At 73.0% G+C, this 24,725-nt stretch carries 28 protein-coding genes and 1 riboswitch; of the genes, 12 read left to right on the top strand and 16 right to left on the bottom strand.

What is annotated here, in order from left to right; translation table 11 throughout:
• Positions 1 to 149 precede the first annotated feature (149 nt).
• On the top strand, positions 150 to 554 hold the full coding sequence (locus ACFO4E_RS00705) for a VOC family protein (protein ID WP_378570455.1): 405 nt from the start codon (positions 150 to 152) through the stop codon (positions 552 to 554).
• A gap of 32 nt (positions 555 to 586) precedes the next feature.
• Here ACFO4E_RS00705 and ACFO4E_RS00700 read toward each other — a convergent pair whose 3' ends face one another.
• On the bottom strand, positions 587 to 1,183 hold the full coding sequence (locus ACFO4E_RS00700) for a hypothetical protein (RefSeq protein WP_378570453.1): 597 nt from the start codon (positions 1,181 to 1,183) through the stop codon (positions 587 to 589).
• A gap of 183 nt (positions 1,184 to 1,366) precedes the next feature.
• On the opposite strand from ACFO4E_RS00700, the gene ACFO4E_RS00695 reads away from it, so the two are divergent.
• Positions 1,367 to 1,618 (top strand): type II toxin-antitoxin system Phd/YefM family antitoxin, encoded by a 252-nt coding sequence (locus tag ACFO4E_RS00695; protein WP_378570451.1) that lies wholly within the window; start codon positions 1,367 to 1,369, stop codon positions 1,616 to 1,618.
• The gene (locus ACFO4E_RS00690) at positions 1,611 to 1,871 is read left to right on the top strand and encodes a type II toxin-antitoxin system RelE family toxin (protein WP_378570449.1); all 261 of its coding nucleotides are present in this window, start codon (positions 1,611 to 1,613) and stop codon (positions 1,869 to 1,871) included. The genes ACFO4E_RS00695 and ACFO4E_RS00690 overlap by 8 nt, the downstream gene beginning before the upstream one ends.
• A gap of 79 nt (positions 1,872 to 1,950) precedes the next feature.
• On the opposite strand, the gene ACFO4E_RS00685 is transcribed toward ACFO4E_RS00690, so the two are convergent.
• The 8 genes from ACFO4E_RS00685 to ACFO4E_RS00650 all read right to left on the bottom strand — a co-directional run bounded on the left by ACFO4E_RS00685 (position 1,951) and on the right by ACFO4E_RS00650 (position 10,980).
• Positions 1,951 to 2,184 carry a ribbon-helix-helix domain-containing protein gene (locus tag ACFO4E_RS00685; RefSeq protein WP_378570447.1) on the bottom strand — a complete coding sequence of 78 codons (234 nt, stop codon included), beginning with the start codon at positions 2,182 to 2,184 and terminating at the stop codon, positions 1,951 to 1,953.
• Positions 2,185 to 2,286: 102 nt separating this feature from the next.
• Complete coding sequence (locus ACFO4E_RS00680) at positions 2,287 to 3,696, bottom strand: L-serine ammonia-lyase (RefSeq protein ID WP_378570446.1); 1,410 nt, start codon at positions 3,694 to 3,696, stop codon at positions 2,287 to 2,289.
• Between the two features lie 283 nt (positions 3,697 to 3,979).
• Complete coding sequence (gene glyA / locus ACFO4E_RS00675; RefSeq protein ID WP_378570444.1) at positions 3,980 to 5,251, bottom strand: serine hydroxymethyltransferase; 1,272 nt, start codon at positions 5,249 to 5,251, stop codon at positions 3,980 to 3,982.
• Between the two features lie 4 nt (positions 5,252 to 5,255).
• A complete protein-coding gene (gcvH, locus tag ACFO4E_RS00670; protein WP_378570442.1) occupies positions 5,256 to 5,636 on the bottom strand; it encodes a glycine cleavage system protein GcvH in 381 nt (126 codons plus the stop codon).
• Positions 5,637 to 5,917: 281 nt separating this feature from the next.
• The gene (gene gcvT / locus ACFO4E_RS00665; RefSeq protein ID WP_378570441.1) at positions 5,918 to 7,042 is read right to left on the bottom strand and encodes a glycine cleavage system aminomethyltransferase GcvT; all 1,125 of its coding nucleotides are present in this window, start codon (positions 7,040 to 7,042) and stop codon (positions 5,918 to 5,920) included.
• A 55-nt stretch (positions 7,043 to 7,097) separates the two neighbouring features.
• A riboswitch (glycine riboswitch) is annotated at positions 7,098 to 7,204 on the bottom strand.
• 165 nt (positions 7,205 to 7,369) lie between these two features.
• Entirely contained in the window at positions 7,370 to 7,990 is a 621-nt protein-coding gene (locus ACFO4E_RS00660) for a DUF4291 domain-containing protein (RefSeq protein ID WP_378570439.1), read from the bottom strand.
• A 91-nt stretch (positions 7,991 to 8,081) separates the two neighbouring features.
• The gene (locus ACFO4E_RS00655) at positions 8,082 to 9,137 is read right to left on the bottom strand and encodes a 3-deoxy-7-phosphoheptulonate synthase (protein WP_378570437.1); all 1,056 of its coding nucleotides are present in this window, start codon (positions 9,135 to 9,137) and stop codon (positions 8,082 to 8,084) included.
• Between the two features lie 136 nt (positions 9,138 to 9,273).
• Positions 9,274 to 10,980 carry an AMP-binding protein gene (locus tag ACFO4E_RS00650; protein WP_378570435.1) on the bottom strand — a complete coding sequence of 569 codons (1,707 nt, stop codon included), beginning with the start codon at positions 10,978 to 10,980 and terminating at the stop codon, positions 9,274 to 9,276.
• Between the two features lie 241 nt (positions 10,981 to 11,221).
• Here ACFO4E_RS00650 and pip point away from each other — a divergent pair, with 241 nt between their 5' ends.
• Together pip and ACFO4E_RS00640 are read left to right on the top strand one after the other, a co-directional pair.
• Complete coding sequence (gene pip, locus ACFO4E_RS00645; RefSeq protein WP_378570433.1) at positions 11,222 to 12,181, top strand: prolyl aminopeptidase; 960 nt, start codon at positions 11,222 to 11,224, stop codon at positions 12,179 to 12,181.
• 107 nt (positions 12,182 to 12,288) lie between these two features.
• On the top strand, positions 12,289 to 12,480 hold the full coding sequence (locus ACFO4E_RS00640; RefSeq protein WP_378570431.1) for a ferredoxin: 192 nt from the start codon (positions 12,289 to 12,291) through the stop codon (positions 12,478 to 12,480).
• Here the strand turns inward: ACFO4E_RS00640 and ACFO4E_RS00635 are convergent.
• On the bottom strand, positions 12,464 to 13,678 hold the full coding sequence (locus tag ACFO4E_RS00635; protein ID WP_378570429.1) for an NAD(P)/FAD-dependent oxidoreductase: 1,215 nt from the start codon (positions 13,676 to 13,678) through the stop codon (positions 12,464 to 12,466). The two genes, ACFO4E_RS00640 and ACFO4E_RS00635, sit on opposite strands and share 17 nt — an antisense overlap.
• 142 nt (positions 13,679 to 13,820) lie before the next feature.
• On the bottom strand, positions 13,821 to 14,801 hold the full coding sequence (locus tag ACFO4E_RS00630; protein WP_378570427.1) for an asparaginase: 981 nt from the start codon (positions 14,799 to 14,801) through the stop codon (positions 13,821 to 13,823).
• 214 nt (positions 14,802 to 15,015) lie between these two features.
• Between ACFO4E_RS00630 and ACFO4E_RS00625 the strand changes: the two genes are divergently transcribed.
• Positions 15,016 to 15,948, top strand: coding sequence for a 3'-5' exonuclease (locus tag ACFO4E_RS00625; RefSeq protein WP_378570425.1), 933 nt, complete (start codon positions 15,016 to 15,018; stop codon positions 15,946 to 15,948).
• A 43-nt stretch (positions 15,949 to 15,991) separates the two neighbouring features.
• Here ACFO4E_RS00625 and ACFO4E_RS00620 read toward each other — a convergent pair whose 3' ends face one another.
• The 3 genes from ACFO4E_RS00620 to ACFO4E_RS00610 form a co-directional block, all read right to left on the bottom strand.
• Complete coding sequence (locus tag ACFO4E_RS00620; RefSeq protein WP_378570423.1) at positions 15,992 to 16,195, bottom strand: hypothetical protein; 204 nt, start codon at positions 16,193 to 16,195, stop codon at positions 15,992 to 15,994.
• Positions 16,196 to 16,347: 152 nt separating this feature from the next.
• Positions 16,348 to 16,950, bottom strand: a complete 603-nt coding sequence (locus ACFO4E_RS00615) for a TetR/AcrR family transcriptional regulator (protein WP_378570421.1) — start codon at positions 16,948 to 16,950, stop codon at positions 16,348 to 16,350.
• A gap of 24 nt (positions 16,951 to 16,974) precedes the next feature.
• Complete coding sequence (locus ACFO4E_RS00610) at positions 16,975 to 17,655, bottom strand: biliverdin-producing heme oxygenase (protein WP_378570420.1); 681 nt, start codon at positions 17,653 to 17,655, stop codon at positions 16,975 to 16,977.
• A 365-nt stretch (positions 17,656 to 18,020) separates the two neighbouring features.
• Here ACFO4E_RS00610 and ACFO4E_RS00605 point away from each other — a divergent pair, with 365 nt between their 5' ends.
• The 6 genes from ACFO4E_RS00605 to ACFO4E_RS00580 all read left to right on the top strand — a co-directional run bounded on the left by ACFO4E_RS00605 (position 18,021) and on the right by ACFO4E_RS00580 (position 23,700).
• Positions 18,021 to 19,262, top strand: a complete 1,242-nt coding sequence (locus tag ACFO4E_RS00605) for a PP2C family protein-serine/threonine phosphatase (protein ID WP_378570419.1) — start codon at positions 18,021 to 18,023, stop codon at positions 19,260 to 19,262.
• Positions 19,259 to 20,869 carry a sensor histidine kinase gene (locus tag ACFO4E_RS00600; RefSeq protein ID WP_378570417.1) on the top strand — a complete coding sequence of 537 codons (1,611 nt, stop codon included), beginning with the start codon at positions 19,259 to 19,261 and terminating at the stop codon, positions 20,867 to 20,869. Before ACFO4E_RS00605 ends, ACFO4E_RS00600 begins: the two co-directional genes overlap by 4 nt.
• A 44-nt stretch (positions 20,870 to 20,913) precedes the next feature.
• Complete coding sequence (locus ACFO4E_RS00595; protein WP_378570914.1) at positions 20,914 to 21,327, top strand: response regulator; 414 nt, start codon at positions 20,914 to 20,916, stop codon at positions 21,325 to 21,327.
• Between the two features lie 72 nt (positions 21,328 to 21,399).
• The gene (locus tag ACFO4E_RS00590; protein WP_378570415.1) at positions 21,400 to 21,924 is read left to right on the top strand and encodes a low molecular weight protein-tyrosine-phosphatase; all 525 of its coding nucleotides are present in this window, start codon (positions 21,400 to 21,402) and stop codon (positions 21,922 to 21,924) included.
• Between the two features lie 72 nt (positions 21,925 to 21,996).
• Positions 21,997 to 22,809, top strand: a complete 813-nt coding sequence (locus ACFO4E_RS00585) for a fructosamine kinase family protein (RefSeq protein ID WP_378570912.1) — start codon at positions 21,997 to 21,999, stop codon at positions 22,807 to 22,809.
• A gap of 57 nt (positions 22,810 to 22,866) precedes the next feature.
• The gene (locus tag ACFO4E_RS00580; RefSeq protein WP_378570413.1) at positions 22,867 to 23,700 is read left to right on the top strand and encodes a DUF8017 domain-containing protein; all 834 of its coding nucleotides are present in this window, start codon (positions 22,867 to 22,869) and stop codon (positions 23,698 to 23,700) included.
• Positions 23,701 to 23,734: 34 nt separating this feature from the next.
• Here the strand turns inward: ACFO4E_RS00580 and ACFO4E_RS00575 are convergent, their stop codons facing one another.
• Both ACFO4E_RS00575 and ACFO4E_RS00570 read right to left on the bottom strand, forming a co-directional pair.
• Positions 23,735 to 24,199 carry a hypothetical protein gene (locus ACFO4E_RS00575; protein ID WP_378570411.1) on the bottom strand — a complete coding sequence of 155 codons (465 nt, stop codon included), beginning with the start codon at positions 24,197 to 24,199 and terminating at the stop codon, positions 23,735 to 23,737.
• A 128-nt stretch (positions 24,200 to 24,327) separates the two neighbouring features.
• A complete protein-coding gene (locus tag ACFO4E_RS00570; RefSeq protein WP_378570409.1) occupies positions 24,328 to 24,663 on the bottom strand; it encodes an SHOCT domain-containing protein in 336 nt (111 codons plus the stop codon).
• Positions 24,664 to 24,725: the final 62 nt, after the last annotated feature.

Genomic DNA, 24,725 nt, shown 5'->3' with positions numbered 1-24,725 from the left:
GTGCCCGCCGCGGATCCCCACCGGCCCGCCCGGAACCCCCCCGTCCCCGCACGCGGGCCTGAAGGGGTGTGCACGTCGGCGGAGGCGTGCGGCCGTCCGACGCATGTCGTACCGGGGATTGTGTCGTAGGGCGCTGTTACGTTCTGGGCATGACCACGAAGATCTTTGTGAATCTGCCCGTCAAGGACCTGAAGACCTCGGTCGACTTCTTCACCGAGCTCGGGTTCTCGTTCAACCCGCAATTCACCGATGAGAACGCCACGTGCATGATCATCAGTGACGAGGGTTTCGTCATGCTGCTCGTCCGGGACTTCTTCTCGACCTTCACCCCCAAGCCCGTCGCCGACCCCGCCACCCACACCGGGTCGATCATCGCCCTGTCCGCCGACAGCCGCTCCGAGGTCGACGCCCTGGCCGACAAGGCCCTCGCGGCGGGCGGTTCCTTCGCCAGGGACCCCCAGGACCACGGCTTCATGTACGCCCGCAGCTTCCAGGACCCCGACGGCCACATCTGGGAGGTCATGTGGATGGACCCCGCCGCCGTCCAGAGCTGACGGCCCAAGGGAGCCTGTGGCCGGCGCGGGGGTCACAGTTCAGGGAAGGGCCGGAGGTTGAGGGCGTCGCCGGTGAGGCAGCGCAGGCCGTAGAACGCCTGCTCGGTCCAGTCGGGGCGGGCGCTGAGTTCGGCCGGGATGTGGACGACGACATCGGTGCCGGCCGTCAGGGTGAACCGGTCGTCCCGGTCGGTGCCCGCGGCGCGGGTGAGCACGGTGAACTCCCACGCCCGCACGTCGGCCTGCGCGGCGCCGACCACGCGGAGCACGAAGTGGTCGGCGGCCTCGCGGTAGAACGACAGCGGGACTCGCACCGCGAGCCGCCGGACGTGCGGCGATCCGACGATCCGCCACGGCGGCTCGGGACCGAGGTGCAGATGGTCGGAGAACAGGGAGCGCCGTAGCTCGGTGTAGTCCCGCGCGAACGTCAGCAGGCCGCTGGTCACATCGGCGAGATCCTGCGTGGAGTCGCACCAGTCGATGTCGCCCTTCCGGCCGGACAGCTCCTCCTGGGCCCACCGGTGCAGCAGCCGCCGGAACGGCGGGTGCAGCGGGAACGCGTCATCGGCCGCCTGGATCGCCAGCCCGATCCCGTCCAGCAGCCGCTGATAGTGGTCCTTCAGGTCCACGGTCCCTCCTCATCACCGAACCACCCCCCGCCGCGTCACCCCCCGCCCATCATCCCGAACCGCCTCAATCCCCCGCATCGAGTGGCCACCACCGGACACAGGGCCCGCCATGGGCGTGGGTGTCCTGGCATCGAGCTTCACTGAGCGATTGTGTACACAATTTGCGCAGGTTACACTGTGGTCATGACGCAAACTGTTTCTTCCCGTGAGTTCCGCACGCACCTGTCCGAGGCCATCGATCGAGCGAAGGCCGGTGACGCCACGGTCGTCACGCGCAATGGAAGAGCCGTGGGCGCGTTCGTCCCAATGGAGGTCTTGGAGCAGGCGAGACAGAGAGACGAGGACGAGTTGCGGCGGCTCATAGATGAGCGCCGCGACTCCCCGACGGTTTCGTTGGCCGAGGTGATGTCCGAGACCTTGGCGCGTGATGAGTAAGTATTCGACCGTCTTTAAGATCGAAGCCCAGGCAGAGCTCCGCAAGATTCCGCGAGAGCACGCCATGACCATCCTGCGCAAACTTGCCGAACTCGAATCGGATCCGTTCGCGTTCGATACCAAGGTGATGGTGGGCTTCCCAGGCCACAGGCGTCTTCGCGTCGGCGACTACAGGGTGGTTTACACCGTCGACCAAGGGCATCTCGTGGTCATCGTCGTGCATCTGGGACACAGGTCATCCGTATACGACTGAGACGAGACCGATACGCGCCGTGCGCGACGCGTGCCCAGCCGACGTCGACGCAGACACGGCCCGAGGCGGTGAAGGCGGATCAGCGGCGGGGCTCGTCTCCGGACGCGAGCGCGGAGCCCTCTCCAACGGACCCCTGATCGCCGTCCCATACGCGCCCGTTGAGCGGTTCGTCCAAGACGCGGATCGGCATGGTTGCCAGCCGGATCCCTTCGACAATGATCTCGGAATCGGTGACGCCGCGGCCGCGCGCGGCTTCCCTGATGACTGCGAGGTCTTCAGCATCTGCGTAGACGGTGATGCGCTTTGAGGGCATGCGGCCCACGTTAGTCACTTGTCACCGCCTTAGCCGCGATCCGTAGCCCACTCGGCTGGATCGGTGTGGGTGGTCCGGTTTCGGGTACCGGTGTTGCGTCTCTCAGCACTCGATGACGTTGACGGCGAGGCCGCCGCGGCTGGTCTCCTTGTATTTGTCGTGCATGTCGCGGCCGGTGTCGCGCATGGTCTTGATGACCTTGTCGAGGGAGACGAAGTGGCTGCCGTCGCCGCGCATCGCCATGCGGGTGGCGCTGATCGCCTTGACCGACGCCAGGGCGTTGCGCTCGATGCACGGGACCTGGACGAGGCCGCCGATGGGGTCGCAGGTGAGGCCGAGGTTGTGCTCCATCGCGATCTCGGCGGCGTTCTCGACCTGGGCCGGTGTGGCGCCGAGTGCTTCCGCGAACCCGCCGGCGGCCATCGACGACGCCGAGCCGACCTCTCCCTGGCAGCCGACCTCGGCGCCCGAGATCGACGCGTTCTCCTTGAACAGGATGCCGATCGCGCCCGCGGCGAGCAGGAAGCGGACGACGCCGTCGTCGCCGGCGCCGCGGGTGAAGTGCGTGTAGTAGTGCAGGACCGCCGGGACGATGCCCGCCGCGCCGTTGGTCGGCGCGGTCACCACGCGGCCGCCCGCCGCGTTCTCCTCGTTGACCGCCAGCGCGTACAGCGTGATCCAGTCGCTGCCGTGCATCGGGTCGCTGGTATCGACGGACTCGGGGGCCAGCAGCCCGTGGTCGTCGCAGCGTCCGCCCAGTTGCCGGTAGAGCCGGTGCGCGCGCCGGGGCACCTTCAGCCCGCCCGGCAGGGTGCCCTCGGTGCTGACGCCGCGCCGCACGCACCGCCGCATGGCCTGCCAGATCTCCAGCAGGCCCGCGCGGATCTCGCCGGGGGTGCGCCCGAACGCCTGCTCGTTGGCGAGCATCAGCGCGCTGATGGACATGCCGGTCTCGCGGCACAGGTCCAGCAGTTCGGCCGCCGTGGTGAAGGGGTAGGGGCGCGGGGTGTCGTCGGGGACGATGCGGTCGGCGCCGGCCGCGGCCTCGTCGACCACGAACCCGCCGCCCACCGAGTAGTAGACGCGCGAGCGCAGTTCGGCACCGTCGTCGCCGAACGCCCGGAAGCACATCCCGTTGGGGTGGCCCGGCAGGCTCTCGCGGCGCCGCATGTCGACGTCGGCGGCCGGGTCGAACGCGATCTCGTGCCCGCCCGGCAGCCGGAGCCGCCCGCGGGACCGCACGTCCTCCAGCAGGCCGGGGACCGCGTCGACGTCGATCCCCTCGGGGGTCTCGCCGAGCAGCCCCAGGATGACGGCGCGGTCGCTGCCGTGCCCTTTCCCGGTGAGGGCGAGCGATCCGTACAGCTCCGCCCGCACCCCCGCCACGCGGGGGAGCAGGCCGTCGCCGGCGAGCCCCGCGGTGAAGGTCCGCGCGGCCTTCATCGGCCCGACGGTGTGCGAGCTGGACGGCCCTATGCCGATTGTGAACAGGTCGAAGACGCTGATGGCCATGGGCCCGGCCCTCCTCCTCGTGGACGGCTCGCGAGCTTGGTGCGGTGGGGTGGAGCGGAGTGGAGTGAAGGTGCTTCCTGGATGCCCGCCGGGGCGCCCGCATCCCACGGCGGGTGTGCTCGTTCGGGTGCGCCCAGGTGCGGCGCGGGTGTTCTCGACGGTGCGCGCGTGCGAGCGCGGGGTGTTCTCGATGGCACGACCGGGGTCGCCGGGGTCGGTCGTGTGCCCCGGTGCGGCGGCCGGGCGGGGTGCCCGCTCGCCGCACCGAGGGCGGGCCGGAGCCTTACAGGCCCGGGTAGAGCGGGTGCTTGGCCACCAGGGCGTCGACGCGGGCCCGGAGGGCCGCGGAGTCGTAGCCCGGCTTGAGGGCTTCGGCGATGATGTCGGCGACCTCGGTGAAGTCGGCGTCGTCGAAGCCGCGGGTGGCCAGGGCGGGGGTGCCGATGCGCAGCCCGGAGGTGACCATCGGCGGACGCGGGTCGTTGGGCACCGCGTTGCGGTTCACCGTGATCCCGATCTCGTGCAGCCGGTCCTCGGCCTCCTGCCCGTTCAGCTGGGAGTGCACGAGGTCGACCAGGACGAGGTGGACGTCGGTGCCCCCGGTGAGGACGTTCACGCCCGCCTCGGCGGCGTCGGGCCGGGTCAGGCGCTCGGCGAGCAGCCGGGCGCCCGTGAGCGTGCGCCGCTGCCGGTCGGCGAACTCCTCGCCCGCGGCCACCTTCAGCGCGACCGCCTTCGCGGCGATCACGTGCTCCAGCGGCCCGCCCTGCATCCCGGGGAAGACTGCGGAGTTGATCTTCTTGCCGAGCCCGGCCTTGGCCAGGATGAGCCCGCCGCGGGGGCCCCCGAGCGTCTTGTGCGTCGTGGTGGTGACGACATCGGCGAACGGCACCGGGTTGGGGTGCAGGCCGGCCGCGACGAGCCCGGCGAAGTGCGCCATGTCGACCATGAGCAGCGCGTCGACGCTGTCGGCGATCTCGCGGAACCGCGCGAAGTCGAGCCGGCGCGGGTAGGCCGACCAGCCGGCCACGATCATCTTCGGCCGGTGCTCCTTGGCCAGCGCCTCGACCTCGTCGTAGTCGACGGTGCCGTCCTCGTCGCGCACGTGGTAGGCGACGGCGTTGAGGATCTTGCCGGAGTAGTTGATCCGCATGCCGTGGGTGAGGTGGCCGCCGTGGGCGAGGTCGAGCCCGAGGATGGTGTCGCCGGGCTTGAGCAGCGCGAAGTAGACGGCGGTGTTGGCCTGCGCACCGGAGTGCGGCTGCACGTTGGCGTGCTCGGCGCCGAACAGTTCCTTGGCGCGGTCGATCGCGAGCTGCTCGACGACGTCGACGTACTCGCAGCCCCCGTAGTAGCGGCGGCCCGGGTAGCCCTCGGCGTACTTGTTGGTCAGGACGGTGCCCTGCGCCTCCAGGACCGCCCGCGGGGCGAAGTTCTCGGAGGCGATCATCTCCAGGGTGTCGCGCTGCCGGCTCAGCTCCTGGCCGACCGCTGCCGCGACCTCGGGGTCGAGGTCGGCGAGTGACTGGTCGAGGAGGTGGTTCTCGGACGGCATCTGGTTAACCTTCGCCTTCGGTCAGCTGGGTGTACTGCTCCGGGGAGAGCAGGTCGGACGTTTCCCCGGCGATCTCGACCTTGAAGAGCCAGCCGCGTCCGTAGGGATCGGCCCCGATGACCTCGGGGTCGGCGACGGCGTCGGCGTTGACCTCGACGACCTCGCCGTCGACCGGGGCGTAGAGGTCGCTGACCGACTTGGTCGACTCCACCTCGCCGCACGGCTCACCCGCTGTGACGGCGGTGCCGGACTCCGGCGGCTCGACGAAGACGATGTCGCCCAGCGACTCGGCGGCGAACGCGGTGATGCCCACGGTGGCGACGCCATCGCTGATGGACACCCACTCGTGCTCTTTCGTGTAGTTCAGCTCCGCGGGGACGCTCAATTCAACTCTCCTGGAGGTGTTCCATTATCCGGCACGGCGTGACCTGGGGGCACGCGGCCCTGACCTGCCGATGTGTGCGGGCCGTGACCGCCCACCCGCCGGATTCTGCCGGATGGGCGGGGCGCCCCGCATCCGTCGGCCGCCTCCGGTGCAACGGAACGGCGGGCCGGCGAACGAGTGGAGGCGGCGCCGCCCGGCCCGGGCCCCGGTGGCGCGGGGCGGGGCCGGCGGGGCGGTGCGGCCTGGGGACACGTGGACATGTGGAGGGGGCGGACGGAGGGTCACGCCTTGCGCGTGTAGAAGGGCAGCTCGACGACGTCGACCTCCTCGCCCCGCCCCCGGACGTCGACCACGAAGCCGCCGGCCGCGGTGTCGACATCGGCGTCGACGTAGGCCATGGCGATGGGCCGTCCCAGCGTGGGCGACGGCGCCCCGCTGGTGGTGACCCCCACCCGGCGGCCGTCGAGCAGGACGTCGTTGCCCTTGCGCAGGGGGCGGCGGCCGCGGGCGACCAGCCCGATGAGCCGGCGCGCCGGGCCGGATTCGGCGGCCTCGGCCAGTGCGGCGCGCCCGACGAAGTCGCCGGGCTTGTCGAACTTGACGACCCGCCCCTGGCCGGCGTCGAACGGGGTGGTGCCGGCGGTCAGCTCGTTGCCGTAGAGCGGCATGCCCGCCTCCAGCCGCAGGGTGTCGCGCGCCGACAGCCCGGCCGGCACCAGGCCGCGGGGCTCGCCCGCGGCGAGCAGGGCCGCCCAGATCTCCGGGGCGTCGGTGCCCGGCCGGATGAAGATCTCGAAGCCGTCCTCGCCGGTGTAGCCGGTGCGGGCGAGCAGCACCGGGTGCCCGGCGACGGTGTGCGCGTAGCCGGCGTAGTAGCGGATCTGCGCGAGGTCGGCGTCGGTGAGCGGCGCGAGGATGGCCGCGGCCTCAGGCCCCTGGATCGCGATGAGCGCGTATTCGGCGGAGCGGTCCTCGACCCGCGCGTCGAACCCGGCGGCGCGGTCGGTCAGCGCGCGGGACACGGTGCCGGAGTTGGCGGCGTTGGCGACCACCAGGAAGTCGTCGTCGGCCAGCCGGTAGACGATGAGGTCGTCGAGCACCCCGCCGTCGTCGGCGGTGATCATGGTGTAGCGGGCGCGGCCGGTGGTCACCTTGGACAGGTGGCCGACGAGCGCGTGGTCGAGCAGGTCGGCCGCCTGGGGGCCGGTGATGTGGATCTCGCCCATGTGGGAGAGGTCGAACAGCCCGGCGCGCTCGCGCACGGCCGTGTGCTCGGCGCGCTCGCCGCTGTAGCGCAGCGGCATGATCCAGCCGGCGAAGTCGACGAGGGTCGCGCCCAGATCCGCGTGGACGTCGTGGAGCGGTGTCCGGCGAGGGGCTGAGGGATCGTTGCCAGGCGCTGTCATCGGCACTCCCGAGAGGATGGGCGTCGTTTCGGCACAAGCGCGAAATGCACTGTCATCCTCCCCCTCTGTCATGGGTGCCTGAGAGCTTCGCCGCGCCCGGGGGCGTGATCGGCTTGCACCTTCGGCGAGGGGCGCGGGCCCCTGCTTTCCAGAGTGGTCTCGCCCGCACGGTCCGGCGCGCCTGAGAGGTTCTCTGGGGAGGGTTTGCTCCTTCGGCGGCCCGCGCCGGCTGCGCGGGCGCTCTCCCGTGCGGGTTCGGCGACCGCGACCAGCGTAGCAGCGCGGACGCGCGCCGCCCAGTGCGGGGCCCGGGGCGCGAGCGGGGGGTCAGCAGACGCCTCCGGACCCGCTGGGGGCGGGGTAGGGCCGCTCATCCGGGAGGAGGGCGCGGGCCTCGTCGAGCCGTGCCGCCGCCACCAGGGCGCGCAGGTCGCGCACGAAGGGGGTGATGTCGGTGATCGTGGTGGTCCACTCGTCGACGTAGCGGGCGACCGCCGCACCCGAGAGCCCGATCTGGATCGAGCGGTGGCCGAGCGGGTCGCCGCGCAGGCCGCGCTCGGGGTCCCACTGGACGCGGACGGGGCTCTGCCGGAGCGCCTGCCTCCAGGCGGCGCGGTCGCCGCCGTGGCGGTCCGGGTCGTAGTGGCTCAGGCAGGCGTTGCGCAGCGCCCACGCGAACCCCTCCCGCCGGATCCGGATCGCGAGCACCCGTTCCTGCCCCGGCTTCGCGGCGTATCCGCAGCGGTACATCATCCAGGTGAAGGACGGCTTGATCCAGGTCATCCGCTCCCGCTTGAACGGGCCGGTGAAGCGCCCGGCCGCGAGGGCGGCGTCGGCGATGGCCGGGGGGTAGGCCTGGTAGACGACCAGTGTGGCGTCGTCGTGGTCGGCGTAGATCTCCTGCCGGCCGCGGCCCGGATGGCGGGCGGCGGTAGGGCTCTCGGTCATGGGTCGATCCTCGCGGGCGGGTCAACCGGTTTTCCGCGCGGATCACAGGGGAGCGTGCGGGCCGCCGCGCCGGGCGGCGGCCCGCGGCGGGTCAGAGGGTGCGGCGCTTGCGCACGGCCTCGGCCAGGCGGGCGAGGACGTCGGCGGTGGTGTCCCAGCCCATGCACGCGTCGGTGATGGACGTGCCGTAGGCGAGGTCGGCGGGGTCGCCGAGCTTCTGCGCGCCCTCCTCGATGAAACTCTCCAGCATGACGCCCGTGATGCCGCGCTGCCCGCCGGCGATCTGCGCGGCGATGGTGTCGGCGACCCCCGGCTGGCGGGTGTGGTCCTTGCCGCTGTTGGCGTGGCTGGCGTCGATCATCACCCGCCGGGGCAGGCCGGCGCGCTCGATGGTGCCCAGCGCCGCGCCCACGCTGTCGGCGTCGAAGTTGGGACCGGAGCGGCCGCCGCGCAGGATCACGTGGCAGTCGGGGTTGCCGGAGGTCACCACGACCGACCCGGCGCCCGCCAGGTCGACCCCGAAGAACGTGTGCGAGGCCGCCGAGGCGCCGCAGGCGTCGACCGCGACCTGCACGTCGCCGTCGGTGCCGTTCTTGAACCCGACCGGCATGCTCAGCCCGCTGCCGAGCTGGCGGTGCACCTGGCTCTCGGTCGTGCGCGCCCCGATGGCGCCCCACGTGACCGCGTCGGCGATGTACTGCGGGGTGATCGGGTCCAGGAACTCGGTGCCCGAGGGCACCCCGAGCGACCCGATGTCCAGCAGCAGCTTGCGGGCGGTGCGCAGCCCGCGGTGGACGTCGTGGCTCTCGTCGAGGCCGGGGTCGTTGATCAGGCCCTTCCAGCCCAGGGTGGTGCGCGGCTTCTCGAAGTAGACCCGCATCACGATGCACAGGTCCGCGCCCAGCGAGGGGATCAGCCCCTTGAGCCGGTGGGCGTAGTCCAGCGCCGCATCGGGGTCGTGCACCGAGCACGGCCCCACGATCACCAGGAGGCGGTCGTCGGTGCCGTCGAGGACGCGCTTCACCTCGGCGCGCGCGTCCTCGACCAGAGCCGTGCGCTCCGGCCCCATCGGCAGTTCCGCGAGGATGTCGCGGGGCGCCACCAGCGGCTGGTAGTCGACGACCCGTGTGTCATTGGTGCTCGGCATGCGTTCCCATTCCTTCTCCGACGGCCCACTCAGCACCCTAACGCCCCGGGAACTGGGCGGACGCCCCGCTCCCCGGCTCCGCGCCGCTCCCGGCCGGCCGGGAGCGGCGGCCCGGGCGCTCCGCCGTGCGGGGCCGCTAGGGCAGCTCGTCCTTGAGCCCGGGGAAGTCCTCCTCCCGGTACTCCTGCTCGCCGCGCGGCGCATCGCGCCGGTCCTCCTCGGCGGTGCGCAGCTGCACCCGGCGGATCTTGCCGGAGACGGTCTTGGGCAGCTCGGCGAACTCCACCCGGCGGACGCGCTTGTAGGAGGCCAGGTGCGTGCGGCAGTAGCCGAGGATCGACCGGGCGACCTCGGGGCCGGGGGACACCCCGTCCACCAGCGTGACGTAGGCCTTGGGCACCGCCAGCCGCACCGGGTCGGGGGCGGGCACGACGGCGGCCTCGGCGACCGCCTCGTGCCCGATCAGCACGCTCTCCAGCTCGAACGGGGAGATCCGGTAGTCCGACGCCTTGAAGATGTCGTCGCTGCGCCCGATGTAGGTGATGTAGCCGTCGGCGTCGCGGGAGGCGACGTCGCCCGTGTGGTAGCGCCCGTTGCGCATCACCTCGGCGGTGCGGTCGTCGTCGTCGAGGTAGCCGGTCATCAGGCCCACCGGCGCGTCGGCGAGGTCGAGGCAGATCTCGCCGTGGTCGCCGGTCTCGCCGGTGACGGGGTCCTCCAGGACCACCGTGAAGCCCGGCATCGGGCGGCCCATCGATCCGGGCCGGACCTCTTCTCCGGGCCCGTTGCCGACCTGGACGGTGGTCTCGGTCTGCCCGAAGCCGTCGCGCACGGTCACCCCCCAGGCGTCGCGCACGCGGTCGACGACCTCGGAGTTGAGCGGTTCGCCCGCGGCGACCGCCTCGCGGATGGGGACGTTCCAGCGGCCCAGGTCGGCCTGGATGAGCATCCGCCATACCGTCGGCGGGGCGCAGAACGTGTCGACGCCGCATCCCACGATCCGGTCGAGCAGGCGCGCGGCGTCGAACCGGTCCTGGTTCACCACCAGGACGGTGGCGCCGGCGCTCCACGGCGCGAAGAGGCTGCTGTAGGCGTGCTTGGCCCAGCCGGGGGAGGCGACGTTCAGGTGCACGTCGCCGGGGCGAACGCCGATCCAGTACATCGTGGTGAGGTGCCCGATCGGGTAGGACGCGTGCGTGTGCCGCACCAGCTTGGGCCGCGCGGTGGTGCCGGAGGTGAAGTAGAGGAGCAGCGGGTCGTCGGCGCGGGTCTCATGAGCCGGCGTGAAGTCGAGCCCGGCGTGCTCGGAGTCGCCATAGGACAGCCACCCCTCGACCCGGCCCACCGAGATCCGGCTCCAGTGCCCCGGCAGGTCCGCGAACTTCCCGGTGTCGGGGGCGTCGACGACGACGTGCGCGACCCCGCCCCGCTGGAGGCGGTCGGCGAGGTCGTCCTCGGTGAGCTGCGGGGTCGCGGGGATGATGACCGCGCCCAGCCGCATCGCCGCGAGCATGGTCTCCCACAGCTCCATCTGGTCGCCGAGCATCATGAGGATCCGGTCGCCGCGGTGCACGCCTTGGGCGTGCAGCCAGTTGGCGACCTGGTGGGAGCGGGCCGCGATCTCGCCGTAGGTCGCCCGGGCCTCGGAGCCGTCGTCGGCCACGATCCACAGGGCGGTCCGGTCGGGGTGCTCGGCGGCGGCGGGGTCGAAGTGGTCGAGCACCCAGTTGAACCGGTCGGGCCGCGGCCAGTGGAACCCTCTGACGGCGCGTTCCTGGTCATCGCGGTGTTCCAGCAGGAAGTCCCGTGCGGAGCGGAACCCACCCATGGCCGTGCTCGACATGCTCAACCTCCGCTTATGATATGTGACTCCCGTCACTCTAGCCTCTGTGGTGCCGCCCGCCCGGGAGGTCGCCCGGGGCCGGTGTGCAGGACGCCGCCGGGGGCCGGCCCGACCGGATGGTGAAGGTCTCGTCACCGGTGCGGAATTCGGGGCGAAGAAGGCCGAACTCACCGGTCACCTCTGATATTCAAGTCTTGCCCCGTCCTTACCCGCTGCTACCCGCTAGAAGGGCGCCACTCCCATGCGCACGCTGTACCCGCCGATCGAGCCCTACGACTCCGGAATGCTCGACGTCGGTGACGGGAACCGGATCTACTGGGAGCTCTGCGGCAACCCCAGCGGCAAGCCGGTCGTGTTCCTGCACGGCGGGCCCGGAGGCGGCTGCTCTCCCGAGCACCGGCGGCTCTTCGATCCGGAGCGCTACCGGATCCTGCTGTTCGACCAGCGCAACTGCGGGCGCAGCACGCCGCACGCCGCCCTCCACGACACCGATCTCAAGGAGAACACCACCTGGCACCTCCTCGACGACATCGAGCTGCTGCGCTCGATGGCGGGGGTCGAGCGGTGGCAGGTGTTCGGCGGGTCCTGGGGGAGCGCGCTGGCCCTGGCCTACGCCCAGCAGCACCCGGGGCGGGTGACCGAGCTGATCCTGCGGGGGATCTTCACGCTGCGCAACGAGGAGCTGCGCTGGTTCTACCAGAGCGGGGCGTCGTTCGTGTTCCCGGAGGTGTGGGAGACCTACCTGGAGCCCATCCCCGAGGAGGAGCGCGACGACCTGATCGGCGCCTATGCCCTCCAGCTCAACTCCGACGACCCCGAGGTCCGGCTGAGAGCGGCGCGGGCCTGGAGCGTGTGGGAGGGGTCGGCGATCTCGCTGCGGCCCGACCCCGGCGTCATCGCCCGCCACGCGGAGGACGACTACGCGCTGGCGTTCGCGCGCATCGAGAACCACTACTTCGTGCACGGCGGGTTCTTCACCCCGGGACAGCTCCTCGCGGGGGCCGACCGCCTGCGCGGGATCCCCGGCGTCATCGTGCAGGGGCGCTACGACATGTGCACCCCCGCCAAGACCGCGTTCGACCTGAGCGAGGCGTGGCCCGAGGCGGAGTTCCACATCGTCGACGACGCCGGGCACGCGTACAGCGAGCCCGGCATCCTGGACCGCCTCATCTCGGCCACCGACGCCTTCGCGGACTCCTGACACCGGAGCGTCCGGCCACCAGGGCTTCCCGGCGCCACGGCCCCGGCTCGGCCCGCGCACGCGGGCGCTAGGCTCGGAGCCCTGCCGAGATGAGTGAGGAGTGCCACATGCGGGTGAACGTCGATTTCGACCTGTGCGAGAGCAACGCGGTCTGCATGGGCATCGTGCCCGAGGTGTTCGAGGTCCGCGACGACGACTTCCTCTACGTGCTCCAGGAGGAGCCCGCGGAGGAGTGGCGCGACAAGGTCGAGGAGGCCGCGCGGATGTGCCCCAAGCAGGCCATCAAGATCGAGGGCTGACCCCGGCCGCGGCCAGCGCGTCCTCCCACGAGGTCTCCTCGGCGAGCAGCCCGCGGTAGCGCATCACCTTCGGGGTCGAGCGCAGGCCCAGCACCCCCACCAGCCGCCCGGCCCGGCCGAGGAACGCCACGAACTTGCGGTCCTCGGCCGCACCGTGCACGACCTCCACGGTGTCGGCGGGTGCGGCCTGGCCCAGGAGCTGGACCTTCATCCCGTACTGGTCGGACCAGAAGTAGGGGACCGGGGTGTAGGGGCGCCGCGCGCCCTCCCCGGCCAGGAGATTGTGCGCCGCCACCGCGGCCTGCTCGCCCGCGTTCGTCCAGTGCTCCAGTCGCATCCGGCCGCCGTACCGGGGGTGGGGCCAGTCGGCGAGGTCGCCGACCGCGGCCACACCGGGCACCGAGGTCGCACAGAACGGGTCGCAGAGGACCGCGCCCGCGCCGTCCGAGAGCCGGACCCCCGACCCCGCGAGCCAGCCCGTGTTGAGCTCCACGCCCAGACCCGCCACCACGAGCGGGGTCTCGACGGCCGAGCCGTCGGCCAGCCGCACCCGTTCCACCCGGCCCGCGCCCTCGTAACCCGCGACACCGGTGCCCAGCCGCACGTCCACACCGTTGTCGCGGTGCAGTTCGGTGAGGACCCCGCCCACCCGGGGGTCGATCACCCGGGTCAGCGGGGTGGGCGCCGCCTCGACGAGCGTGACCTCCAGCCCCGCCGCGCGGGCGCTGGCCGCCACCTCGGCGCCGATGAACCCCGCGCCGACCACCACCAGGTGCCCGGCGGAGCCGAAGGCCGCGCGCACCGCTTCGGCGTCGTCGATGGTGCGCAGGACGTGCACCCCGGCCAGGCCGGTGGCGGGCCGCCGCGCCCGCGCGCCGGTGGCGATGACCAGGCCGTCGCAGACGACCGATGAGCCGTCGTCCAGCTCCACCGCGCGGTCGCCGGGGCGCAGCCGCTCGGCGCGCCGGCCCAGGCGCAGGTCCAGGTCGAGCGCCGCGAACTCCGCGTCCTCGCGCAGCACCAGGCTCTTGTCGGTGCCCTTGCCGGTGAGGATCTCCTTCGACAGCGGGGGGCGGGAATAGGGGCGGTGCGGCTCGTCGCCGACGAGGGTGATAGTGCCGTCGAAGCCCTCGGCGCGCAGCGATTCCGCGGTGTGCAGCCCGGCCATTCCGGCGCCTGCGATGACGATCCGACGCATGGTCCGTCCTTTCCTCTGCCTTCGTGTTCCGAGCGGCGGTCCGACGCGCGGGCGCGGGCGCGGCCGGCGCCGTCCCCCGGTCGGCGGGCCCCACCGGACCGGGAACCGGGGGAGGCGGGCGCGGCCGGCGGCCCGGGGTCGGCTATGGCCCGGCGAGGGCCGGGAGCGGCCGGACGGCGCCCACGGGGGCGCCGCCGCCCAGCACGTCCACGGACAGCATGTCGCGAACGGGCCCGATGTCGACCCCCAGCGCCTCCAACGCCGTCAGCGCCACGGCGGTGCGGGCCCGGGTCTGCGGGTCGCCGTCGCTGATCTTGACGGCGACCGACTCGCCCGCCGGCGTGGCCATGGCGATGACCCCCTCGGCACCGATCTTGGAGACCAGGCCGGGCAGGGAGCGCATGAGCCGGGTGTCGTCGCGGCCCTCGCCCGCGACGTACTCGGGGTGCTCGCGCATGGCGGTGATGACGGCGGCCTCGGGCGTCCCCCCGGGAGCCACCGCCATCGCGCGCAGCCCCCGCGCCAGCCCGGCGAGGGAGACCGCCATCTGCGGCGCGCCGCACCCGTCGACAGCGGTGTGGGCCACCGGCTCGCCGCACAGTTCCTCGATGGTCGCGCGGACCAGGACCTGGAGGGGGTGGCCGGGGTCGAGGTAGTCGCCGGTGCTCCAGCCCCGCGCGACGCACGCCGCCAGCATGGCCGCGTGCTTGCCCGAGCAGTTCATTAGGGTGCGCGTGGGCTCGCCCCCCGCGCGCAGCATGGCGTCGCGGAACCGCCCGCCCATCGGCCGGTCGGGCGGGCAGCGCAGGTCGTCCGCGCCGAGCCCGGCGGCCGACAGGGTCGCGAGCACCGCCTCGACGTGGATGTCCTGTCCGCTGTGGCTGCCCGCGGCGATCGCCAGTGCGGGGCCCGACAACGGCGCCCCGGCGCGCAGGGCCGCCAGCGCCTGGAAGGGCTTGGCGGCGGAACGGGGGAACATGGGCGCGTCCGCCGGCCCGCGCCGGTACGCCGCGGTCCCGTCGGCGGCCAGCCCGATCACGGCCCCGTAGTGCACGCCCTCCCGGAACCCCGAGCGGACCACCTCGGCGAGGGGTACGTAGCCGGGAACCGCGGTGTCGGGCATGGAGGGCCTCCTGTCGCCATCGGGCGGGACGCGGGGTGCGGGCGGCGCCGCCGGCGCGCGGTGCCCCCGGGCGCCTGGATGCGCCAGCGAGAGCATAAACGCCCCGAACGGCGGCGCTCTTCCCGCGGGTGGCATAGGGTCGGGCCCAGCCCCCCGGTCCTGTCTTCCGCGGACCGCAGGGGGCGGTGCGATCCGGCTCCGACCGACAGGGGAGATGGACGACGTGCTGGACTCCCGCCCCGGCGGCCGGAGCGCGCTGCGCATGGGGACGCTGACCCGCGGCCGGCCGGGCACGGCCGCCCGGGGGCTCGACTACGCCGTGATCGATGTCGAGACCACCGGGCTGCACCCCGCCGAGGGCGCCCGCATCTGCGAGATCGCGGTGATCCGGATGCGCGGCGACGGCAGCGTCCTGCGGGAGTTCACCACGCTGGTCGACCCCGGCGGCCCGGTGACCGGGCAGATCCACCACAGCATCGGGCAGAGCGACGTCGTGGGCGCGCCCAAGGTGGGCGACCTCGTGGGGGTGGTGGCGGAACTGGTCTCGGACGCCGTCCTGGTGGGGCACAAGCTCGACTTCGAAGGCCGCTTCCTGGAGGCCGAGTTCGTCCCCGCCGGCCTGCCGGCGGCGCTGCCCGGGCTGTGCACGCTGCGCGCCCTGCGCTCCCAGGTCGGCCTGGACCGGTACTCGCTGCCCAGGGCCAGCCACGCGCTGAACGGCCACTGGCCCACGGGCCAGCACACGGCGCTCGGCGACGCCCGCGCCTGCGCGCAACTCCTCGCCGAGCTGCTGCGCAACGCCCCCGGGGAGCTGCGGTACACCGGTCCCGCCCCCCTGGCCGTTCACGCAGCGCCCGCGGAAACGGTCCGGCTCAAACCCCGGGTGTCGCCGGGCGGGACCCTCCGCCTGTCGGCGGCGCGGCCGGCTCCGGCGCGCCCGCTGGCCACCTGGCCCCCGTGCTGGCGCCCGCTGGAGCTGGACCCGGAGCTGTGCGGCGGCTCGTTCGGTGTGGAGCAGCGGCGTGCCGCGGCCGATGCCGCGCAGCGGAGCCGCAGGCGCCGCGAGGCGGTGGCCGCGGCGGCGGCAGCCACGGGGGCGCTGGCCGCGGCGGCGGTCGCGCGCGGGCTGCTGCGCGGGGGACGCTGAACCGCGGCGGGGGCGCGTCCTCCGGCCGCCGGCGCGGGTGCGCTCAGAACCCGGACAGTGCCAGGAAGAACGCGATGATCAGCAGGCTGCCGCCGACGGTGGTCAGCGTGGCGCGGCCGGCCTCGGTGAGGCGGGCCGGGGCGAACCCGGGTGTGCGCCGTCCGGGCCTGCCGTGCAGGGCGGGAACGCGGTTGAACAGGGCGACGGCGACCAGGGCGGCGCCGACGAGGATCAGCGTGAGCGACACGGTTCTGCTGCCTCCTCCGGGGCGAACGGCGGGGGTGGAGCCCGATTCTGCCGCAGGCGGGGCGGTCGGCGGAGGGGGCGGCGCCGTTCGGGCGGGTTGGGTGCGCACCGATATCACGCACCGTGACCGGTCCGGGGGCCGGTGTGCGCCGGTCAGCCGCGCGGGGCCAGGGCCGCGAGCGTGAAGGCGGTCACGAGCTCGTGTGCGCGTGCCGGGGTGGTCTCCTCGCGCAGCAGCGGCACGCGCTGGGAGCCGATGAGGGCCAGGATGAACCGGGCGGTGGACTCCTCCTCGGCCAACGGCGCGAACTCCCCCGAGCGCACCCCCTCGCCGAGGACGCCCACGAGGAGGGCCTGCATGGGCGCGACGTGGTCGGCCAGCGCCTGGTAGGCATCGGGGCCCAGGCTCGCGCCGAGTTCGGCGGCGTCGGGATGGGGGTGCTCGGCGATGCCTTCGAGCTGGAAGCGGATGAACGCCGACAGCCGCTCGGAGGCGGTGGCGTCGGTGGGCAGCTCCTGGCGGTAGCGCTCGACGAAGCCGCTGGTGACCTGCTCGGTGAAGGCGAGCAGCAGGGCGGGCTTGTCAGGGAAGTAGTTGTACAGGGCCGTGCGCGTGATCCCCGCCTCGGCCGCGACGTCGGTCATCGAGATCTCGTCGATGCCCTGGGCCCGGGTCAGGGCCGCCACGGCTTCGAGGATGCGCTCGCGGGTCTGGGCGCGGTGCGCTGCGATGGTCGGAGCGGAGATCTTCGGCATGGCCCCTATGGTGGCATGCCGTTGTCACGCAGCGAGACCGGTCGTGTGAGTGCGTTCGAGGTCGGCGAGGACCTCGGTGTTGAGCTGGTAGGCGAGCCGGGTCTCGCGCACCACGCGGCGCTGGGCGGCTTCGTCGAGGCCCAGGGCGTCGATCCGGGCGCGGTAGCCCTCCTTGAAGCGGGGGAGGCTGCCCACCTGGTCGAACGCGTAGAACGCCAGCCCGGTGCCGTCGGTGAGCCCGTAGGCGTGCGCCGCGGCCCGGCGGATGAACCGGCCGCCGGAGAGGTCCCCGATGTAGCGGGTGTAGTGGTGGGCGATGTAGCCGGCGGGGTCGTCGGCCATCTGCTCGATCCGGGCGGCGTAGGTGCGGGTGGGGCGCGAGGGGGAGACGAGGTCGCGCCAGTCGGGTCCCACCAGGGCGGCGAGGTCGCGTTCCAGCGCCGGGACGCGGAAGAGGGCGGGGTCGACGACGGCCGCCGCCACGGGGTCGTCCGCGAGGGCGCGGCCGACCTCTTCGAGGGCGGTGTAGGCGAAGTAGTGCTGGGCGGCCATCGCGGCGAAGCCCTCGCGCGGGAGGCTGCCGTCGAGCAGCGCGCGGGTGAAGCCCTGCTGCTCGGCCTCGTGGTGGGCGTCCCAGGTCGCGGCCTTGAGGCGAGTGGAGAAGACGGCCGGTGTGTCGTCGGACGATGCGCTGCCGGTACTCACTCTCGCACTCCCCGTCTTCCCGGTTCCGGGCCGGTGGTCGCGTGTTTCTGACATCTTGTCATCAAGGGTTCCGCGGCTGTCAAGTGGAAGGCGACACGGTGTCAGGAAATGCCGTGGGATGGTATGCGGGTACGCTGATGAGCGCGCGCCTGAGTGACGGGGCATCCGGGCCAGGGTTCCCGTAGGCGACGTTGGATGTCTCTCGTGCAATCCCGATGGCGGCGTGGGTCGCCGCGACATTATCTTTTGACTGCCGAATGAGACCGCGAGGACACCGCCCCGGGGCGCTCCCGCCCGGCTCCGCGCCGGACGGCCGGTCGACGTAGAGGCGATGTGTGGATACCAGGAAACCAGGACACGATCCCGTGACGATGACGGATCCCGAATCAGCGGGACCGGCCCAGGCCGGTCGCGCCGACGGTGCTGTCGCCGACCGGAGTGCCGACGCGCCCCTTGAGGCCGTCGACATCCTGCTCATCGAGGACGACACCCAGGACGCCTTCCTCGTCGAGGAGCTGCTCGCCGACAGCGCGCTCACCACGCGCATCACCTGGGTGCCCACCCTCGCCGAGGCCCGCGAGCACCTGCCCTCGTTCCGCGGCTGCGTCCTGCTCGACCTCAACCTGCCCGACGCCGAGGGGATGGGCCTGCTCCGCGAGGTGCTGACCGTGGCCCGGTCCGCCGCGGTCGTCGTGCTCACCGGCCTCAACGACGAGCACGAGGGCGTCGCCGCCGTGGCCGCCGGAGCCCAGGACTACCTGGTCAAGGGCCAGGTCGACGGCTCGCTGCTGGCGCGCAGCCTGCGCTACTCCGTCGAACGCCAGCGCGCCGATGAGAACACCCGCCAGCTGCGCGAGGCCGAGCTGTACGCCCGCGAGAACATGCGCCTGGAGCGCGGCCTGCTCCCGCAGGTGCTGCTCGACGACTCCCCCCTGACCCACCGCTCCTTCTACCGCCCCGGGCGCAAGCGCGCCCTGGTCGGCGGCGACTTCTTCGACGCCGTGCAGAAGGACGGCACGACCCACGTCATCGTCGGCGACGTCAGCGGGCACGGCCCCGACGAGGCGGCCCTCGGCGTGAGCCTGCGCATCGCCTGGCGCGCCCTGGTCATGGGCGGCGTCGGCGAGGGGGACGTGCTGCCCGCTCTGGAGCAGATCCTCATCAGCGAGCGCGCGCAGGAGGAGATGTACGCCACCCTGTGCCAGGCCAGCCTGGACACCGGAAGCGAGCGCGCCCGGATCCGGCTGCTGGGCCATCCGCCGCCGCTGGCACTCTTCGACGGCGTGGTCGAGGAGATCGCGGCCTCGCCGCGCCCGCCGCTGGGCGTGTTCCCCGACGTCGCCGAGACCGAGGTCGAGGAGTTCGCGTTCCCGCGCGGCGCCACCCTCATGCTCTACACCGACGGCCTGGTCGACGCCTACGACGGCGGCCCGCCCGAGCGCCTGGGGGTCGCCGGCCTGCGGACCATCCTCACCGGCACCCTGGCCCAGGGCACCTCGATCGTGGACCTGCCCGAGCACCTGGTCGACGAGGCCGAGCGCCGCAACGGCGGCCCGCTGCAGGACGACGTCGCCATGCTGCTGCTCACGCACGGAGGGCGGGGGTGAAGCGCTGGTCCCTCCGGCGCCGGGTCACCGTCCTGCTCACCTCGGTCGCGGTCATCCTGGTCACGTCGGTGTCCACGATCACGTTCGCCGCGTTCAACGCCCGTGATTCGCTGGCCCGCCAGGTCGACCAGCTCACCCCGGCGCAGAACGCCGTGCAGCAGACCCTCGCCGCCTACCTCAACCAGGACAACGGCATCCGGGGCTACGCCCTCACCTCCGACTTCGAATTCCTCTCGCCCTACGAGCAGGGCAGCCAGTCGCTCGCAGAGAGCCTCCCGGCGCTGCGCGCGATCGCCGGCGACAACGGCGACGTCGACTCCGACATCAACCGCCTCCTCGAAGCCGGCGAGGCGTGGACCGAGGACTTCGCCGACCCCACCCTGGAGAAGGTGCGCGAGGGCGAGGAGGTCAGCGACGCCGACTTCCGCCTGGGCCGCGAGCGCTTCGACGACGTGCGCTCGGCCGGGGTCTCGGCCGAGACGCGCATCGCCCAGGAGCTGATCCAGGCCCGCGACGGCCTGACGGTCGCCACCCAGCAGGTGGTGGCACTGCTCATCCTGGTCGGCGTGGTGGTGATCGTGCTCTCCGGGTTCCTGTGGGTGATGCTCCAGAACTGGGTGCTGCGCCCGCTCGACGAGCTGGCCAGCCACCTCATGCAGGTCTCCGAGGGCTATTACGCCCACCGCATCCAGTTACACGGCCCACCCGAATTCGAACGGGTGGGACGCGACGTCGACGCGATGCGCGAGCGCATCGTCAAGGACCTGCACGAGGTGGGCGCCGCCCGCCGCAAGCTCCAAGAGCAGTCGGAACTCCTGGAGCGCCAGACCGACGAGCTGCGGCGCTCCAACCTGGAGCTGGAGCAGTTCGCCTACGTCGCCTCGCACGACCTCCAGGAGCCGCTGCGCAAGGTCGCCAGCTTCTGCCAGCTGCTCCAGCGCCGCTACCGCGGGCAGCTCGACGACCGGGCGGACTCCTACATCGACTTCGCGGTCGAGGGCGCCAAGCGCATGCAGACGCTCATCAACGACCTGCTGGCGTTCTCCCGGGTCGGCCGGACCAAGAGCTTCACGGCCGTCGACCTCAACGCCGCGCTCGGCGACGCCCTCAGCAGCCTGGAGGCCCGGCTGGAGGAGGCCGGCGCCGTGGTCACCGGCGACGAGATGCCCGTTGTCGTGGGCGACCGCACCCTGCTCACCCAGGTCTTCTTCAACCTGGTCGGCAACGCCGTGAAGTTCCGCGGCGACCGCCCGGCGGCCGTGCACCTCAGCGCCGAGCGGCGCGGCGACGAGTGGGTGTTCTGCTGCGCCGACAACGGGATCGGCATCGAGCCCCAGTACGCCGAGCGCGTCTTCGTCATCTTCCAGCGGCTGCACACCCGGGACAAGTACGGGGGGACCGGAATCGGCCTGGCCATGTGCAAGAAGATCGTGGAGTTCCACGGCGGGCGCATCTGGCTGGACACCGAAAGCGACGAACCGGGAACCCGAATATGCTGGTCCCTGCCCGCCGACGTCGACACCGACTCCGGTGACGACACCGCGGCGACCGTCACGGCCGACGCCGACGACACCCCGCACCCGCAGTGGGACGACGAGAAGGTCTGAGGACGAGGACATTGAGCGAGGGCGACTTGGTGCAACCGATCGAGGTGCTGCTGGTCGAGGATGACCCCGGTGACGTCCTGATGACCAAGGAGGCGTTCCACGAGCACAAGGTCGGCAACCGGCTGCACGTGGTCTCCGACGGCGTCGAGGCCATGCGCTTCCTGCGCCGCGAGGGCGAGTACGCCACGGCCCCGCAGCCGCACCTGATCCTGCTCGACCTCAACCTGCCCCGCAAGGACGGCCGCGAGGTCCTCGAAGAGGTCAAGAAGGACGAGTCCCTCTCGCACATCCCCATCGTCGTGCTGACCACCTCCGAAGCCGAGGAGGACATCCTGCGCAGCTACCGGCTGCACGCCAACGCGTACGTGGCCAAGCCGGTCGACTTCGACCAGTTCATCCGGGTGGTCCGGCAGATCGACGACTTCTTCGTCACCGTGGTGCGCCTGCCCAAGGTCTGAGCCCGCCGGCGGACCGGCACGGACCGTGCCGGGTCACCGCCTCCGCGCCGGTCAGGCGTTACGGTAGGCACCATGAGCCTGCCCGAACCGCGTGATCCCGACGGGCCGTACCGCATCAGCCTCGTCTGCCTCGGCAACATCTGCCGTTCCCCGATGGCCGAGAAGATCCTCTCCGCCGACCTCGAACGCGCCGGGCTCGGCGCGGCCGTCGCCGTCGACAGCTCCGGCACGGGGAGCTGGCACATCGGCTCCCCCATGGACGAGCGCGCCGCCACGACCCTGCGGGTGCACGGCTACCCCACGGGCCACACCGCCCGGCGGTTCGACCCCGTGTGGTTCGCCGAGCGCGACCTCGTCCTCGCCATGGACCTGGACAACATCGACGAGCTGCGCCGCCTGGCCCCCGACCGGCTCGACCCCGGCCGGCTGCGGCTGTTCCGCTCCTTCGCGCCGGGCAGCGGCCCCAACCCCGAGGTCCCCGACCCCTACTACGGCGGTGACGACGGGTTCGGCACCGTGCTGAACATGATCGAGGCCGCGTCCAAGGGGCTCGTCGGCGAACTCGCCGCCGTGCCCGGCGCGGGCGACGCGCGGTAGGCGGCGGTGGAGCAGGCTGTCGCGGCGCGGGTCGCGGATCTGACCGGGCGCGAGGTCGCCGGCGCGGCGTCCATGGGGGCGAGCCACGCCTGGGAGCTGTACCGGGCGGAACTGGCCGACGGCACCCCGCTGTTCGTCAAGGCCCTCGGCTCCGGTGCCGACGACGCCCCCTTCGCCGGGATGTTCCAGGCCGAGGCGCTGGGCCTGTCCTGGCTCGGGCGCTCCTTCGGCTCGCCCGTGCCCGATGTGTGGGGGTGGGACCCCCGCACGCTGGTGCTGTCCTGGGTGGAGGAGCGGCCGCCCACCCCCGAGGCCGCGGAGCGCTTCGGCCACCGGCTCGCCGGCATGCACCTCTCGGGGGCCGACTCCTTCGGGGGGAGCCGTGACGGCTTCATCGGCCCGCTGCCGCTCGACAACACCCCGTCGGACGACTGGCCGGAGTTCTACGCCGAGCGGCGGCTGGCCCCGTTCCTGCGCCGCGCGGCGGACCGGGGGGCGCTGACGCCGCCCGACGTGCGCATCGTCGAGAAGGTCATCGACGCGGTGGCCGACCTCGCTGGCGAGCCCGAGCCGCCCGCGCGCATCCACGGCGACCTGTGGAGCGGCAACGTGCTCTGGCAGGACGACGGCGCGGTGGTGGTCGACCCCGCGGCCCACGGCGGCCACCGCGAGGCCGACCTCGCCATGCTCGCCCTGTTCGGCCTGCCCCACCTGGACCGGGTCCGCGACGCCTACAACGAGGCGGCGCCGCTGGCGGCCGGCTGGCGGGCGCGGGTGCCCCTGCACCAGCTGCACCCGCTCCTGGTGCACGTGTGCCTCTACGGCGCGGCCTACCGCACCACCACCGTCGACGTGGCGCGCGCGGCCCTGCGCGGGCCCGACTGACCGCTCCCGGCCACGGGCGGACCGGGCGCGACCGGGCGGATCATCTAAAGTCGTGCCGTGACATGGCAGAACCACTCCGGCGGCTGGGGATCGCCGCCCTCCCTCCGCGGTACGAGCCCGCTCGTGGTGAGCGTCCTCACCGTCATCCTGGTCGCCGTGCTGATCGCGACGGTCCTGGTGCTCTGGGACCGCTGGGGGCCCGGCCGGCCCGACGCGGCGCCCGACCCGTCCCCCGACGGTGACCCGCCCACCGCCCAGGCCGCCGACGACGCCCCCGAACCCACGCCCACGCCGTCGCCCTCCCCCGACGAGGCGCTCATCAACCCCGGATGGCGGACCGCCGCGGCCGACGACTGGGGGCTCGTCTACGAGGTCCCCACCTACGATGAGGGATGGCGGGTCAGAGGCGAGCTGATCAGCGTCGGCGACGACGGCGAAGGCGGGCCGGTGACCGCCATGGGCGCCGCCTCCATCTACCTCGACTCCCCCTGCCCGGGGTGGGGCAACCGGGCCGCCGCCGGCGTCCAGGGCCTGCTGGAGACGCAGGACACCGAGGACATGGCCGAGGGGGTCGCCCTCACCTGGGGCGAGGAGAGCTTCCACACCGACGCCGGGGAGCCCCGGGCCGAGCTGCGCTCGGTCGAGGAGTTCGCCGGCAATGGGCTCACCGGCCACCGGGCCGTCGTCGACGTCACCCTGGCCGACCCCGATGGCACCTGCGAGCCGCCGACCGCCGAGGTGCACACCGTGGCCGTCCCCAACCCCCGCGAGGACAACGCGGTGCGCGCGTTCACCCTGGTGGTCGATACCGGCATCGCCGACCGGGTGAGTGACGACGACATCGAGGCGATCATCGGCAGCCTGCGCGACCAGGACCGCGAGGTCGGCTAGGGCGGCGACGGGCGCGGGCGGCGGCCCGCACCCGTCACCCCTCCGTTGCCGGGCGCCGGATCCGGCCGAACGGCTTGACCGTCGACAGCAGCGTCGATGCCAGCAGGAGTGTCAGCGCGACCGACAGCGCGACGACCGGCTGCGCGCGGTCCGGGCCGGGCGGCAGGACCGCGCCGCCGGCCGTGGCCGCCGCGAGGTCCAGCACCATCGGGCCCAGACTGAGGTTGCTGCCCGCGACGAGCAGCGCGGTGAAGCCGAGCTTGAGGGCGACCCAGTAGTGGCGGAACAGCCCCCACGGGGTGCCCAGCGCCAGCACCAGCCCGGTCACGAGGGCCGTGAGGCTGAGGGGGAGCACCAGCAGCCGCACCAACTGGGCCGCTCCGGCGTAGGCGTCGGCGGCGGCGCCGGAGGACTCCGCCGCCAGGCCGGTGGCCGCCAGCGCGAGCACGCCCCCGTGCACGCCCAGCCAGCCGACCGACGCCACCACATGCGCGCTCACCCACGCCGCCCGCCAGGCCGGCCGCAGCCGCCGGGACCGGGCGGCCGGGCGGCCGCGGGCCGGCCGCACCGGGGAGCCCGCCGATGTCCGGGGCGCCCCGGGCGCGGCGGCGTCCGCGGCCGGGGCGGTCACGTCCGCGCCCCCGGGGACTTGCCGGGGGTCCAGTTCAGGACGCTGGCGCGCTCCATGAACTCGTCGACTCCGATGTCTCCGCGCGCGAACCGCTCGGCCAGCACCCGCTTGGCCCCGTCCTCGGGGGCCTCCGGCGGCGTCGCCCACGGGGGCCGGCGCTTGGCGAACCGGGTGGCGATGAAGAATCCGAGGGCGATCAGTACCAGGGGCACGAGGAACATGGCGACTCCGATCAGCGGATGGGCGAATGGCGGCGGGCCGGCGCCCCAGGGCGGCCCGTGGGCCGCCGCGGCGGTGACCGTCCCGGCCGCGTCGATCAGTGCGGTGTCCATGGCATCAGCGTGCCCCGCCGGCCCCGCGCGCGTCGTCGCCCCGGCGGCGGCTTCGCCGCTAC

It is taken from the genome of Nocardiopsis mangrovi, from assembly GCF_042653925.1.
GTDB classification, from domain to species: domain Bacteria; phylum Actinomycetota; class Actinomycetes; order Streptosporangiales; family Streptosporangiaceae; genus Nocardiopsis_B; species Nocardiopsis_B mangrovi.
This window is presented reverse-complemented; position numbering and strand designations above follow the sequence as displayed.